Genomic DNA, 13,731 nt, shown 5'->3' with positions numbered 1-13,731 from the left:
CGAGACCGCTTTCCGTCCTACGGTCTGACCCATGGCCGCAATCGGAGCATCCCCACTCCCCCAGAAACCCCCGTCACACCCGTCACCGCAGGCGACCCCGACGCCCTCGACGCGTTCCCCGCTCTTCCGCGCCGAGCACTTCGTCTGGCTCACCGCGCGCGTGCTGGAGCAGCGCCTGTTCGCGTACCACTTCCTGCGCGGCGGAGCCGACCCGGTCGAGACCGCCCTCGACGCCCATCTGAACGACGACGGGGGGTACGGCCACGCGCTGGAGCCCGATCTGCGCGGCCCCGTCAGCCAGCCGCTGCACACCGCGCACGCGCTGCGTGTCCTGGACTCGATCGGCCGCTGCGGCGGGCAGCGCGTGGAGCGCGTGTGCCGCTATCTGACCTCCGTCTCCACCGCCGACGGTGCACTGCCGGCCGTCCTTCCCGCGCAGCGCGGGTATCCGGTGGCGCCGTTCGTCCCGATCGTGGACGACCCGCCCAGCGAGCTGCTGGCGACCGGTCCGGTGGTCGGTCTGCTGCACCGAAACGAGGTGTGGCACGCGTGGCTGTTCCGGGCCACGGAGTTCTGCTGGCGGGCGGTGGACTCCCTGGAGCGGTCCCATCCGTACGAGGTCGAGGCCGCCGTGGCCTTCCTGGACGCCGTACCCGACCGCCCGCGCGCGGAGGCGGCCGCCGACCGTCTGGGCCGGCTGGTGCGCGAGCACCGGCTGGCCGCGCTGGATCCGGACCGCCCGGACGCCTTCCCGGTCGCGCCCGGGTACGCCCCCGGGGAGCACCACTTCCCGCACGACTTCGCGCGGACACCGCACTCCCTCGCGCGCGCGTGGTTCACGGACGACGAGATGGCCCGCTCCCTGGACTTCCTCGCCGGCGAGCAGCAGGAGGACGGCGGCTGGCCGGTGCGGTGGCGTCACTGGGCGCCTGCTCCCGCCCTGGAGGCGCGCCCCATGGTGACGATCGAGGCGTTGCGCACCCTGCGGGCGCACGGCCGGGCGGTCGGCTGACCCCGTCCGGCGCCGGTCGGGGTCCCGGGCGGTCCGTAAGCCGCCCAGTGCCGTCAGCCGACCAGTTCCGTCAGCCTCCCAGTGCCCGCACGCCCGCGGTCACCACCACCGCGGCGGCGACGACCAGCAGGAAGGGCGCCCGCAGGATCAGTGCCACGGCCGCCGCGGCCAGTCCGGCCGCCCGCGCGTCCAGCACCAGGGCGTGCCCGTCGGCGAACGTCTGCTGGGCCGTGAGCGCGGCCAGCAGAGCGACGGGGAGCAGGGCGGCGAGCCGCCGGACGAGGGGCCGCTCCAGCGCTCCCGCGGGCACGAGGAGCCCGGCGAGCTTGACGGCGTAACAGCCGAGGGCGGTGGCCCCGATCGCTATCCAGACGTTCACCGCTGCTCTCCTCGCCGCTCGTCGTCACGGTCCTGCTCGTCTTCCGGCGCCTGTGGTGACGCACCGCCGGTCCCGCCTCCCTTGCGCCGCCCCTGGGCGTACAGCACGACCGGCGCGGCGAGCGCGGCCGCCAGGACGGGCACCCCGGCGGGCAGGACGGGCAGCAGCCCGAGGCCCAGCAGGACCGCGAGGGCCGCGACGGTCCGCTCGGTGGTGGTCCGGAGCATGGGCGCGAGCAGCGCCAGGAAGACGGCGGGACCGGCCGCGTCGAGCCCCCACGCGTCCGTGTCCCCGATGGCCTCGGCGCCCAGCGCGCCGAGCAGGGTGGTGAGGTTCCACAGCAGGTACAGGCTCAGTCCCGTGACCGTGAAGCCGATGCGGGCGGCGCGCCTGCCGGGCTGCGCCAGCGACACGGCCGCGGTCTCGTCGATCACCCACTGCGCGGCAAAGGGCCGCACCGCGCGCGGGAGGGCCAGCAACTGCGACAGACGCAGCCCGTAGAACGCGTTGCGCACCCCGAGGAAGAAGGCACCGGCGGCCGCCGTCAGCGGGTTGCCGCCCGCGGCGAGCGCGCCGACCAGCGCGAACTGGGAGGCGCCGGTGAACACCAGGAGGCTCAGCGCGCAGGTCTGCCACACCGTGAGCCCGCTGCCGGCCGAGGTCACCCCGAAGGCGAACCCGGACAGTCCTACGGCGACCCCGACCCCGAGGGCGTCCCGTACGACGGCGGAGTCCGGCTTTCCCGCGCCGTCGGCGCGTATGTCTGCGAGAGCTGTCTGTTCTGCCACACCGAGGACGGTAGGAGCAGCTCCCCGCGCGCGTCTTGTACGTTCTTGCGCTCCCGCTGGTAGGCGCCCGGCGGGACGCCCACGATCCGCGCGAAGTGCCGGTTGAGGTGCGGCTGGTCGGTGAACCCCACCGCCAGGGCGGCCTCGGCGGGTGCCGTCCCCGCGTCCAGCAGCCGCCGCGCCCGCCGCACGCGCGCGTCCGTCAGCCAGGTGTGCGGGGGCATGCCGTACGCGTCGCGGAAGGCCCGCAGCAGGGCGAAGGGGCTGGTGCCGAGGTCGGCGGCGAGCTGCTCCAGGGTCGGCGGGTCGGTCATGCGCTGTTCCAGCACGGCACGCGCGCGGGCCGCGATCCGCGCCCCGGCCGTGCGCACCTCGCGCTGCGGGAGCGGTCCGCCGTTGAGCCGCAGCAGCCGGGTGACGGCCACCCGCAGCAGGGTGTCGGCGGCCAGCGCGTTGCCCTCGTCGGCGGCACGGAGCACCTGGTGGACCAGACCGACGGCGTAGGGGTCGTCGAGGACGGGGCGGACGAATCCGGGGGTGCCGCGCAGGGTCGTCGTCTCGGCGGCGATCTGTGCGACGACGTCGGGCGCCGGGTACACCGCCCCGTACTTCCAGCCCTCCGGGACACCGGCCCGGCCGGTGTGCGGGGTGTCCGGGTTGACCAGCGCGAGCGCGCCGGCGCCCGCGTACTGGTCGGCGCCGCCGTGGTGGAAGACCTCGACGCCGTCGGCGATGGCAGCGATGACGAAGTGCTCGTGGGTGTGCCGGACGAAGGTCTTGCGGATGTAGCGGGCGCGCAGCAGATCGACCCCGGGCAGGTCGGCGTACCGCCAGTGCCGCGCCAACTCGTCCGAACCCGCCATACCCCCATTCTCCGCGACCCCGGCTCCGGCACCCACCCCGCCCCTCCCCAGGTCCGCCGCATCCGCGCAGCTCAGGGCCATTGTCAGTGGCGGGGTGCAGGATGGACGCATGGTCAGCTCCGCACACCGGGCCCTCGACGGCTTCTCCCCCGCGACCCGCGGCTGGTTCACGGGGGCGTTCTCCGCGCCCACCGCGGCCCAGGCGGGCGCGTGGCAGGCCATCGGCGCGGGGTCGGACGTGCTGGTGGTGGCCCCGACGGGTTCCGGAAAGACGCTGGCCGCCTTCCTCGCCGCCCTGGACCAGCTCGCCTCGACCCCGCCGCCGGCCGACCCGAAGAAGCGGTGCCGGGTGCTGTACGTGTCTCCGCTCAAGGCCCTCGCGGTCGACGTCGAGCGCAACCTCCGCAGTCCCCTGACCGGGATCCGTCAGGAATCCGTCCGCCTGGGCCTGCCCGAGCCCGAGGTCAGGGTCGGCATCCGCTCCGGCGACACCCCGCCCGCCGAGCGCCGCGCGCTGGCCACCCGCCCGCCGGACATCCTGATCACCACCCCGGAGTCCCTGTTCCTGATGCTGACGTCGGCCACGCGCGAGGCGCTGGCCGGGGTCGAGACGGTGATCCTGGACGAGGTGCACGCGGTCGCCGGCACCAAGCGCGGCGCGCATCTCGCGCTGACCCTGGAGCGGCTGGACGAACTGCTGCCGAGGCCCGCCCGTCGCATCGGCCTGTCGGCGACCGTCCGCCCGGTCGACGAGGTCGCCCGCTATCTCTCACCGCGCCGCAAGGTGGAGATCGTCCAGCCGAAGTCCGGCAAGGAGTTCGACCTCTCGGTGGTCGTCCCGGTGCAGGACCTGGCCGAGCTGGGCGCCTCCCCGGTCGCCGACGGTTCGGAGGGGGCCGAGCGCCCGTCGATCTGGCCGCATGTCGAGGAGCGGATCACTGATCTGGTCCAGGCCCATCGCTCCACGATCGTCTTCGCCAACTCCCGTCGGCTCGCCGAGCGCCTGTGCAACCGGCTCAACGAGATCGCCTACGAGCGGGCCACCGGCGAGCCCCTCGACGAGCATCACGCCCCCGCCCAGTTGATGGGCGGCTCGGGTGCGGCCCAGGGCGCCCCGGCGGTCATCGCGCGGGCCCACCACGGCTCGGTCTCCAAGGAGCAGCGCGCGCTGGTCGAGGAGGACCTGAAGGCGGGCCGGCTGCCCGCCGTGGTCGCGACCTCCAGCCTGGAGCTGGGCATCGACATGGGCGCCGTCGACCTGGTGATCCAGGTCGAGTCGCCGCCCTCCGTCGCCTCCGGGCTCCAGCGCGTCGGCCGCGCGGGGCACCAGGTGGGCGCGGTCTCCACCGGCGTCGTGTTCCCCAAGTACCGCGGCGACCTCGTCCAGGCGGCGGTGGTCACCGAGCGGATGCGCACGGGCTCGATCGAGTCCCTGCGGGTGCCCGCCAACCCGCTGGACGTCCTGGCCCAGCAGTTGGTGGCCATGACGGCCCTGGACACCTGGCAGGTCGACGACCTGCTGGCCACGGTCCGCAGGGCCGCGCCCTTCGCCTCGCTGCCGGAGTCGGCGTTCACGGCCGTCCTGGACATGCTCGCCGGCCGCTACCCGTCCGACGCGTTCGCGGAGCTGCGCCCGCGCGTGGTGTGGGACCGCGTGGCCGGTACGGTCACCGGCCGGCCCGGCGCCCAGCGCCTCGCCGTCACCTCCGGGGGGACGATCCCGGACCGCGGCCTGTTCGGCGTCTTCCTGGCGGGCTCCGACCCCAAGAAGGGCGGCGGCCGCGTCGGCGAACTGGACGAGGAGATGGTCTACGAGTCCCGGGTGGGCGACGTCTTCACGCTCGGTACGAGTTCCTGGCGCATCGAGGACATCACGCGTGACCGCGTCCTGGTCTCCCCGGCCCCCGGGGTGCCGGGCCGCCTGCCGTTCTGGAAGGGCGACCAGCTCGGCCGCCCGCTGGAGCTGGGCCGCGCGGTGGGCGCCTTCCTCCGCGAGGTCGGCTCCCTGTCCAAGGAGGACGCGCGGCTCCGGCTGCTCACCGCGGGCCTGGACGCCTGGGCGGCCGACAATGTGCTCGCCTACCTCGACGAACAGCGCGAGGCGTGCGGCCATGTCCCGGACGACCGCACGATCGTCGTGGAGCGCTTCCGTGACGAACTGGGCGACTGGCGGGTCGTCGTCCACTCCCCCTTCGGCGCCCAGGTCCACGCCCCCTGGGCCCTCGCCCTCGGCGCCAAGCTCTCCGAGCGGTACGGCATGGACGCCCAGGTCATGCACGCCGACGACGGCATCGTGCTGCGGCTGCCGGACGCCGACCTCATGGGCCTGGACCTGCTGGACCAGGAACCCCGCAAGACCGGCACGGAGTACGACGCCGAGCAGGCCCCCGTCGGCGCGGCCGACGTCCTCTTCGACAAGGGCGAGGTCGACCGGATCGTCACCGACCAGGTCGGCGGCTCGGCACTGTTCGCGGCCCGCTTCCGCGAGTGCGCCGCCCGCGCGCTGCTGCTCCCGCGCCGCAGCCCCGGCCGGCGCACCCCGCTGTGGCAGCAGCGCCAGCGCGCGGCGCAACTGCTGGAGGTGGCGAGCGAGTTCGGTTCCTTCCCGATCGTCCTGGAGGCGGTCCGCGAGTGCCTCCAGGACGTCTTCGACGTCCCCGGGCTCGTGGAGCTGATGGGCGACCTGGAGTCCCGCAAGGTCCGCCTGGTCGAGGTCACCACCCCGGAACCCTCCCCGTTCGCCCGCTCCCTGCTCTTCGGCTACGTCGCCCAGTTCCTCTACGAGGGCGACTCACCGCTCGCCGAGCGCCGCGCCGCCGCGCTCTCCCTGGACTCGCGGCTCCTGGCCGAGCTGCTCGGCCAGGCGGAGCTGCGCGAACTGCTCGACGCCGAGGTCCTCACCGAGCTGGAGCGTGAACTCCAGTGGCTCACCGAGGACCGGCGGGTGAAGGACGCCGAGGGCGTCGCGGACCTGCTGCGCCTCCTGGGCCCGCTCACCGACGCCGAACTCGCCGAGCGCGGCGCCGAACCGGCGTGGGCGCCTGAACTGGCCCGGGCCCGGCGCGCGATCAGGGTCCGGATCTCCGGCGCCGACCACTGGGCCGCGATCGAGGACGCGGGCCGACTGCGTGACGCGCTCGGCACCGCACTTCCGGTGGGGGTGCCGGAAGCCTTCACCGAGCCCGTGAAGGACCCCCTCGGCGACCTCCTGGCCCGGCACGCGCGCACCCACGGCCCGTTCACCTCCACGAGCGCGGCGGCCCGCTTCGGTCTGGGCGTCGCGGTCACCGACGGCGCCCTCCAGCGGCTCGCGGCCGCCGGACGCGTCGTCCAGGGCGAGTTCCATCCGGCGGGCATCGGCCAGGAGTGGTGCGACGCGACCGTGCTGCGCCGGCTGCGCCGCCGCTCCCTGGCCGCCCTGCGGCACGAACTCGAGCCCGTGCCGCCGCCCGCCCTCGCCCAGTTCCTGCCCCAGTGGCAGCACATCGGCAAGGGCCACTCCCTGCGCGGCGTCGACGGTCTGGCGCGGGCCGTCGAGCAGCTCCAGGGCGCGTCGGTACCCGCCTCGGCCCTGGAGAAGCTGGTCCTGCCGTCCCGCGTGCGGGACTACACCCCGGCGATGCTCGACGAACTCACCTCGGCCGGCGAGGTCGTCTGGGCCGGCGCGGGCGCCCTCCCCGGCAAGGACGGCTGGGTCTCCCTCTACATGGCGGACGCGGCGCCCCTTCTCCTGCCACCGCCCCACCCCTTGGAGCTGACGGCACTGCACCAGTCCGTGCTGGACACCCTGTCCGGCGGCTACGGCCTGTTCTTCCGTCAGATCGCCGACCAGATCCGGGCCACCACCCACCCGGACGTCACCGAGCCCCAACTCGCCGACGCCGTCTGGGACCTGGCCTGGTCCGGCCGGCTCACCAACGACACGCTCGCCCCGATGCGTTCCCTGCTGGGCTCGGGCCGCACGGCCGGTGCCACGGCCCACCGCGCCAGACGCACGGTCCCGCGCGGCCGGTACGGCTCCCTGGCCTCCGGCGCCCGCACCGCCTCCCGCACCGGCCCTCCCACCGTCGCGGGCCGCTGGTCCCTGCTCCCGGCGCTGGAGCCCGACCCCACCGTCCGCGCCCACGCCGTAGCCCGCACGCTCCTCGACCGGCACGGCGTGGTGACCAGGGGCGCGGTCGCCGCCGAGGGCATCGAGGGCGGCTTCTCGGCGACGTACCGGGTCCTGTCCGTGTTCGAGGAGAGCGGCCAGGCCCGGCGCGGCTATGTCGTCGAGGGCCTGGGCGCGGCCCAGTTCGCGATGGACGGCGCCGTGGACCGTCTGCGCGCGGTGGCCAACGCGCGCGACCGGGGCGAGCCCCTTCCCGGTGCGGCGCCCGCCTCCGACGGCTCCCCCGACGGCCGCTTCCCGGGCGACTTCCCCGCCGAGGACCTCTCCTGGGACGCGGCAGGTCTCGACGACCCCTTCGCCTCCCCCGGCGCGGGCGGCCCCCGTGGCGGCGGCCCGGCATCTCCGTACGACCAGGGCCCCGCCCCCTCGCCGTACTCCTCCGCCTACGCGCCCCACGCCGACCGCCGCCGCCGTACCCGCGACGACTCCGCCGCTTCCCGGGCGCTCGTGCTCGCCGCCGCCGACCCGGCCAACGCGTACGGCGCGGCCCTGTCCTGGCCCGAGCCCCCGACCGGTGCCGGGCACAAGCCGGGCCGCAAGGCGGGCTCCCTGGTGGTGCTCGTCGACGGCGAGCTGACGCTCTACATGGAGCGCGGCGGCAAGACCCTGCTGGCCTGGCCCTCCGCCCCCGGCGGCGAGGAGTCCCCGACCGACGATCCCCGGCTGCACAGCGCGGCCGAGGCCCTCGCCGCGGCCGCCCGCGCGGGCTCGCTCGGCACGATCACCGTGGAGCGGGTCAACGGCGCCTCGGCCCTGACCTCCCCCCTCGGCACTCTCCTGGAAGGAGCGGGCTTCATCGCCACCCCCAGAGGGCTGCGCCTCCGCCCATGACCGCCACCCGCCCTCACCCCTTCTCGCCGTGCCGCCCTTCCTCACCGTGCCACCCTTGACCCATGCCCGAAGGTGACACGGTCTGGCAGGCGGCGGCGCGGCTGCACGGCGCCCTCGCGGGCAAGGTGCTGACCCGCTCCGACCTGCGCGTGCCGAAGTACGCCACGGCCGACCTCACCGGCCGCTCCGTCCTGGACGTCACCCCGCGAGGGAAGCACCTCCTCACCCGTGTCGAGGGCGGCCTCACGCTCCATTCGCATCTGCGGATGGACGGCTCCTGGAAGATCTACGCCCACGACCAGCGCTGGACCGGCGGCCCCGGTCACCAGATCCGCGCGATCCTCGGCACCCACGACCGCACGGCCGTCGGCTACCGCCTCCCCGTCCTCGAACTGCTGCGCACCAGCGAGGAGCAGCGAGTCGTCGGCCACCTGGGCCCCGACCTCCTGGGCCCCGGCTGGGACCCCGACCAGGCCCTCGCCAACCTGCTCGCCGACCCCGCCCGCCCGCTCGGCGAGGCCCTCCTCGACCAGCGCAATCTCGCCGGCATCGGCAACGTCTACAAGAGCGAACTCTGTTTCCTGCTCGGCGTCACCCCATGGCTCCCGATCGGCGCGCTCCCCGCCGACCGCGCCGCGAAACTGGCCCCGCTCGCCCAACGTCTCCTGGAGGCCAACCGCGACCACCCGGTCCGCAGCACCACCGGCCGCCGCGGCCAGGACCTGTTCGTCTACGGCCGCGCGCGCCGCCCCTGTCTGCGCTGCGGCACCCCCGTGCGCGTCGCCGACCAGGGCGACGGCTCCCGCGAGCGCCCCACCTACTGGTGCCCGCACTGCCAGCAGGGCCCGGCCCCGGCACCGGGCTCCCCGCAGGCCCGCCGCGTCCGACCGTCACCGACCGATTGACGATCCGTCAGAAACACTCGTACCGTCCCTTCATGGCCGTGAAGGCGTACGACCTCACCGGGCGCACCGCGTTCGTCACCGGCGCGGCGAGCGGGATCGGCCGCGCCTGCGCCGTACTGCTCGCCCAGGCAGGCGCCACCGTGCACGGCGCGGACCTCGACGCGGCGGGCCTGCACGAGACGGCGACCCTCATCAAGGCCCAGGGCGGAATCGCCCGCACCCACCACCTCGACGTCACCGACCGGGTCCAGATCCGGCAGGCCGTCGGTTCCTGTGAGCGGGTGGACGTGATGGTCGCCGTCGCCGGGATCATGCACAGCAGTCCGGTCCTGGAGACCCGCGACGAGGACCTCGACCGGGTCCTGGACGTCAATTTCAAGGGGGTGCTGTACGCCTGCCAGGAGGCCGCCCGCATGATGATCGCGCACGACAGCGGCGGCAGCATCGTGACCATGGCCTCCGGCGCCGTGGACACCGGCGGACCCGGTCTGCTCTGCTACGGGGCCGCCAAGGCGGCCGTGGTCCAGCTCACCAAGACCCTCGCGAACGAGGTCGGCCGGTACGGCATCCGGGTCAACGCGGTTGCGCCGGGCTGGATCCGCACCCCGATGACCGACCGCCACGACGCCGGCGCACAGGAGCACACCGAGGCGCTCATGTCCCGCATGTCACCCCTGGGCCGCGTGGGCGCCCCCGAGGAGGTGGCACACGCCGTCCTGCACCTGGCGTCGGACGCGTCGGCCTTCACGACGGGCCAGATCCTCCGCCCGAACGGCGGCGTGGCCATGCCCTGGTGACACCTGCCTGATCCCCGGCCCCCGGCCCGGCCCCGCCCCCGACCCCGGGACCGGCCTCCATCCCCGCAGCAGCACCCGCACCCGCGCTCGAAGCCCCCGCACCAGCCCCCGCCCCAGCGCTCGAAGCCCCCGCCCCGGCCCTCGCGGAACCCGCCCGCCAAGCCGCCCCCCACCGCCCCGCAGCCACCGCCCCGGCGGCCCGTGCCTTGGCCACACAGTGCACCGGCAGCAGACTCAGCCCCCACCCGCCCGCGGCCACCGCTCCCTCCAGCACACCGGCGTCGGGTGCCACCGCCCAGCGGATCGCGGCCCACCACCACACCGCGCCGAGCCCCACAGCGGCCGCCCGGCGCACTATCCAGCCCTCCATGGCCTCACCTCCACGCCGAGCCCTCGGGCCCCTCCACGATGACCGCAACCCCCGGCACCGGCAATCGCACCCGGAAAGCCGCCCCGCCCCCGCACGCCCCCGACAATGCGAAAAACCCCGACCGCACCTCTCCGGGATCTTCCCGGAGAACCCCGGCCGGGGCCTCACACTGATCTTCACACTCACACGTGGCCGCTCAGGCGCCCACGCGCGTGAACCTACGCGGCGACCACGTCTACCGCCTCGGCGGGTGCCTTGATGGTCACTCGCTCCGGCGGCACACCGGTCACCGACACGGAACCCAGCATCGGGCGAACCGACGTGGGCACAGGCTCACTGGGGGTGGCCGCAGCGGACTGGGCCAGCTCGGCGAGGGCGAGTTCGTCGCTCACTTCTCGCATGAGCTCGGACATCCGTACGTCCAGCGCGTCGCAGATGGCGGACAGCAGCTCGGAGGATGCCTCCTTCTGCCCCCGCTCCACCTCGGAGAGATAGCCGAGTGAGACTCGGGCGGACGAGGAGACTTCGCGCAGAGTACGGCCCTGGCGCTGGCGCTGCCGACGCAGCACGTCACCCAGCAGGCGACGGAGCAGAATCATCGGTGGCTCCCTCCTCGGACCGCGTAGCCGCATCCTTCACGCCCCACCGTACCGCCTCGCGCTGCGGCCGTGCGGGGAGCGATGTCGTGTTCACTCAGGGCTGCAAACATCAAAACCCCCCGTTCTGTTCCGTATCCTGTGCCCGCTCATTCCCGGTCTGTTCGCCCGCGAGCTCCCTCAGGAGCAGTGCGAGTACGCTCCGTACACTCTCTCTACGAATTTCCGCGCGGTCGCCGTTCAACCGCAGGGCCTCCACTTTTCCGCCAGAGGCGGAACCGGACGCGGCCCCGGACGGGCCGTCGACGGCCACGAAGACGGTCCCGACGGGCTGTCCGTCCTGGGCGTCCGGGCCGGCCACTCCGGTGGTCGCGACCCCCCAGTCGGCGCCCAGCGCCTTGCGCACTCCGGCCGCCATCTGGGCCGCGACCTGCGGATCCACGGCTCCACGGGCGGCCAGCAGATCGGCGTCGACCCCGAGCAGCTCGTGCTTGAGGGCGGTGGCGTAGGCCGTGACCGACCCCCGGAAGACTTTGGATGCCCCGGGGACCGATGTGATCTCCGCCGCAACCAGGCCACCGGTCAGCGACTCGGCCACGGCAAGCGTCCCGCCGTTCACCGTGAGTAGTCGCACCACGTCAGTGGCCGTGGATGTCACGCTTGGTTCTCCTCCGTGGTCTCCTGCGTAGCGGCCCGGCGCGCGGCGATTCCCTGGCGGCGCAGCACAATGGCCTGTCTCACATAGTCGAGCCCGGTCACGACGGTCAGGACGACGGCCGCGGCCATCACCCACCACCGCAGTGTGGCCAGCCATCCGGTGAGCGCCAGGACGTACATCCCGACGGCCACGCCCTGGGTGAGCGTCTTGAGCTTGCCGCCCCGGCTCGCCGGGATCACTCCGTACCGGATGACGATGAAACGCAGGAGCGTGATCCCGAGTTCCCGGCCGAGGATCACGATCGTCACCCACCACGGCAGGTCGCCGAGGTACGAGAGGCAGATGAGCGCGGCTCCCATGATCGCCTTGTCGGCGATGGGGTCGGCGATCTTCCCGAAGTCGGTGACGAGGTTGTACGTCCGCGCGAGGTGCCCGTCGAACAGGTCGGTGATCATGGCGATCGCGAAGGCCGCCCAGGCGAGGGACCGCCACGCGGGGTCGTACCCGCCGTCGGCCAGCATCAGGGCGACGAAGCCGGGCACCAGGATCAGCCGGAGCATCGTCAGCAGATTGGCGATGTTCCAGACGCTCGCCTGGTTGACGGCCGCGGCGGCGATCTTCTTGCCCCGCGGAGCCTTCCCGGCGGAGCCGTCGGTGTCAGGACCAGTGGCAGGACCGGAGGAGGACGAAGAAGAACGGCCGGTCACGGCGGCGGACACCCCGGCGCCCGAAGCGCCTGAGACATCCGACGCGTCCGACACGTCCGCGGCGGGCGCGGTCGCCTTCGCCCGCGCGGAGCCGCCCGCGGCCGACGCCGGAACACCCGTCATCTGCCCGCCTCCTCACTACACCCGAACGAGCCCTGGAGAGGCTCGGCCACCAGGTCGACACCTTCCGTCCCGACCACCTTCGCCTCGACCATACGGCCGACGCTCAGACCTTCGCCCGACGTGAGCAGCACCTGGCCGTCCGTCTCCGGAGCCTGGTGCTCGCCGCGGCCGTACACGCCGTCCTCGTCGACGGACTCGACGAGGACGTGCACGGTCTCGCCGAGGCGCTCCTCGGCGCGCTGCGAGACGAGTTCCTCAGCGAGCCGGGAGACCCGGGCGAGCCGCTCGGCGACGATCTCCTCGTCGAGCTTGTCGCCGTAGGTCGCGGCCTCGGTGCCCTCCTCGTCGGAGTAGCCGAAGACGCCGATGGCGTCCAGGCGGGCGCCGTTCAGGAAGCGCTCCAGCTCGGCGAGGTCGCTCTCGGACTCGCCGGGGAAGCCGACGATGAAGTTGGAGCGGACACCCGCCTGCGGGGCCTTGCTCCGGATGGTGTCGAGCAGCTCCAGGAAGCGGTCGGTGTCGCCGAAGCGGCGCATCGCGCGCAGCACGCCGGGCGCGGAGTGCTGGAAGGAGAGGTCGAAGTAGGGGGCGATCTTGGGCGTGGAGGTCAGCACGTCGATCAGGCCGGGCCGCATCTCGGCGGGCTGGAGGTAGCTGACCCGCACCCGCTCCAGGCCGTCGATGTCGGCCAGCTCGGGCAGCAGGGACTCCAGCAGGCGGATGTCGCCGAGGTCCTTGCCGTAGGACGTGTTGTTCTCGGAGACCAGCATGATCTCCTTGACGCCCTGCTCGGCCAGCCAGCGCGTCTCGTTCAGCACGTCGCTTGGGCGGCGGGAGATGAAGGAGCCGCGGAAGGACGGGATGGCGCAGAAGGAGCAGCGCCGGTCGCAGCCGGAGGCGAGCTTGACCGAGGCGACCGGGGCGCCGTCGAGCCGGCGGCGCAGCGGGGCGCGGGGGCCCGACTGCGGCGCGAGACCGTCGGGCAGATCGGCCGGGAGGTCCGTGGGGGCGCCGTGCCCGGGCAGGGCGACGTCGGTCGCGCTCTGCCGCTCGGCCGGGCTGATCGGCAGCAGCTTGCGCCGGTCGCGCGGGGTGTGGGAGGCGTGGATGCCGCCGTTCAGGATGGTCTGGAGGCGGTCGGAGATGTCGGCGTAGTCGTCGAAGCCGAGCACGCCGTCGGCCTCGGGGAGGGCCTCGGCCAGTTCCTTGCCGTACCGCTCGGCCATGCAGCCCACCGCGACGACGGCCTGGGTCCGGCCGTGACCCTTGAGGTCGTTGGCCTCCAGGAGGGCGTCGACGGAGTCCTTCTTGGCGGCTTCGACGAAGCCACAGGTGTTGACGACGGCGACGTCCGCTTCCTCGGCGTCCTCGACGAGCTGCCAGCCGTCCGCCTCCAAACGGCCTGCGAGCTCCTCCGAGTCCACCTCGTTACGGGCGCAGCCAAGGGTGACGAGTGCGACGGTACGGCGTTCAGGCATGGGCTCAAGACTACTTTGTCCCACCGACACCGAATGTCGACGGGGTTGGCGAT

The 13,731-nt window shown here is 73.8% G+C and carries 11 protein-coding genes; 4 read left to right on the top strand and 7 right to left on the bottom strand.

Translation table 11 applies throughout. The annotated features are described in order from the left end of the window. Nucleotides 1-31: 31 nt before the first annotated feature. Nucleotides 32-1,012 (top strand): hypothetical protein, encoded by a 981-nt coding sequence (locus AFM16_RS28625; protein ID WP_078635097.1) that lies wholly within the window; start codon nt 32-34, stop codon nt 1,010-1,012. 70 nt (nt 1,013-1,082) lie between these two features. Here the strand turns inward: AFM16_RS28625 and AFM16_RS28620 are convergent, their stop codons facing one another. From AFM16_RS28620 to AFM16_RS28610, 3 genes are read right to left on the bottom strand one after another with little or no spacing between them, the layout of a single operon-like run. Then, entirely contained in the window at nt 1,083-1,391 is a 309-nt protein-coding gene (locus AFM16_RS28620) for an AzlD domain-containing protein (RefSeq protein ID WP_078635094.1), read from the bottom strand. Continuing rightward, on the bottom strand, nt 1,388-2,179 hold the full coding sequence (locus AFM16_RS28615; protein WP_078635092.1) for an AzlC family ABC transporter permease: 792 nt from the start codon (nt 2,177-2,179) through the stop codon (nt 1,388-1,390). Before AFM16_RS28615 ends, AFM16_RS28620 begins: the two co-directional genes overlap by 4 nt. After that, nucleotides 2,080-3,042: an AraC family transcriptional regulator gene (locus tag AFM16_RS28610; protein WP_078635090.1), complete on the bottom strand. Its 963-nt coding sequence runs from the start codon at nt 3,040-3,042 to the stop codon at nt 2,080-2,082. The genes AFM16_RS28615 and AFM16_RS28610 overlap by 100 nt, the downstream gene beginning before the upstream one ends. Before the next feature lie 109 nt (nt 3,043-3,151). On the opposite strand from AFM16_RS28610, the gene AFM16_RS28605 reads away from it, so the two are divergent. The 3 genes from AFM16_RS28605 (at nt 3,152) to AFM16_RS28595 (ending at nt 9,746) form a co-directional block, all read left to right on the top strand. Further along, on the top strand, nt 3,152-8,044 hold the full coding sequence (locus AFM16_RS28605) for an ATP-dependent helicase (protein WP_078635088.1): 4,893 nt from the start codon (nt 3,152-3,154) through the stop codon (nt 8,042-8,044). A gap of 62 nt (nt 8,045-8,106) precedes the next feature. Continuing rightward, on the top strand, nt 8,107-8,949 hold the full coding sequence (locus AFM16_RS28600) for an Fpg/Nei family DNA glycosylase (protein ID WP_030796489.1): 843 nt from the start codon (nt 8,107-8,109) through the stop codon (nt 8,947-8,949). Between the two features lie 32 nt (nt 8,950-8,981). After that, nucleotides 8,982-9,746 carry an SDR family NAD(P)-dependent oxidoreductase gene (locus AFM16_RS28595; protein WP_078635085.1) on the top strand — a complete coding sequence of 255 codons (765 nt, stop codon included), beginning with the start codon at nt 8,982-8,984 and terminating at the stop codon, nt 9,744-9,746. A gap of 588 nt (nt 9,747-10,334) precedes the next feature. Here the strand turns inward: AFM16_RS28595 and AFM16_RS28585 are convergent. The 4 genes from AFM16_RS28585 to rimO all read right to left on the bottom strand — a co-directional run bounded on the left by AFM16_RS28585 (nt 10,335) and on the right by rimO (nt 13,678). Then, a complete protein-coding gene (locus AFM16_RS28585) occupies nt 10,335-10,715 on the bottom strand; it encodes a helix-turn-helix domain-containing protein (RefSeq protein ID WP_015657463.1) in 381 nt (126 codons plus the stop codon). Between the two features lie 109 nt (nt 10,716-10,824). Continuing rightward, nucleotides 10,825-11,370, bottom strand: a complete 546-nt coding sequence (locus AFM16_RS28580) for a CinA family protein (RefSeq protein WP_078635081.1) — start codon at nt 11,368-11,370, stop codon at nt 10,825-10,827. Beyond that, complete coding sequence (gene pgsA, locus AFM16_RS28575) at nt 11,367-12,200, bottom strand: CDP-diacylglycerol--glycerol-3-phosphate 3-phosphatidyltransferase (protein WP_078635079.1); 834 nt, start codon at nt 12,198-12,200, stop codon at nt 11,367-11,369. The genes AFM16_RS28580 and pgsA overlap by 4 nt, the downstream gene beginning before the upstream one ends. Next, a complete protein-coding gene (rimO, locus tag AFM16_RS28570) occupies nt 12,197-13,678 on the bottom strand; it encodes a 30S ribosomal protein S12 methylthiotransferase RimO (RefSeq protein WP_078635077.1) in 1,482 nt (493 codons plus the stop codon). The genes pgsA and rimO overlap by 4 nt, the downstream gene beginning before the upstream one ends. Nucleotides 13,679-13,731 lie beyond the last annotated feature (53 nt).

This window comes from Streptomyces antibioticus, assembly GCF_002019855.1.
Classification (GTDB): domain Bacteria; phylum Actinomycetota; class Actinomycetes; order Streptomycetales; family Streptomycetaceae; genus Streptomyces; species Streptomyces antibioticus_B.
This window is presented reverse-complemented; position numbering and strand designations above follow the sequence as displayed.

Coding starts and splice junctions, on each gene's coding strand:
- AFM16_RS28600 (WP_030796489.1), top strand. CDS start 8,107: ATGCCCGAAGGTGACACGGTCTGGCAGGCGGCGGCGCGGCTGCACGGC.
- AFM16_RS28585 (WP_015657463.1), bottom strand. CDS start 10,715: ATGATTCTGCTCCGTCGCCTGCTGGGTGACGTGCTGCGTCGGCAGCGC.
- AFM16_RS28595 (WP_078635085.1), top strand. CDS start 8,982: ATGGCCGTGAAGGCGTACGACCTCACCGGGCGCACCGCGTTCGTCACC.
- AFM16_RS28625 (WP_078635097.1), top strand. CDS start 32: ATGGCCGCAATCGGAGCATCCCCACTCCCCCAGAAACCCCCGTCACAC.
- pgsA (WP_078635079.1), bottom strand. CDS start 12,200: ATGACGGGTGTTCCGGCGTCGGCCGCGGGCGGCTCCGCGCGGGCGAAG.
- AFM16_RS28605 (WP_078635088.1), top strand. CDS start 3,152: ATGGTCAGCTCCGCACACCGGGCCCTCGACGGCTTCTCCCCCGCGACC.
- AFM16_RS28610 (WP_078635090.1), bottom strand. CDS start 3,042: ATGGCGGGTTCGGACGAGTTGGCGCGGCACTGGCGGTACGCCGACCTG.
- rimO (WP_078635077.1), bottom strand. CDS start 13,678: ATGCCTGAACGCCGTACCGTCGCACTCGTCACCCTTGGCTGCGCCCGT.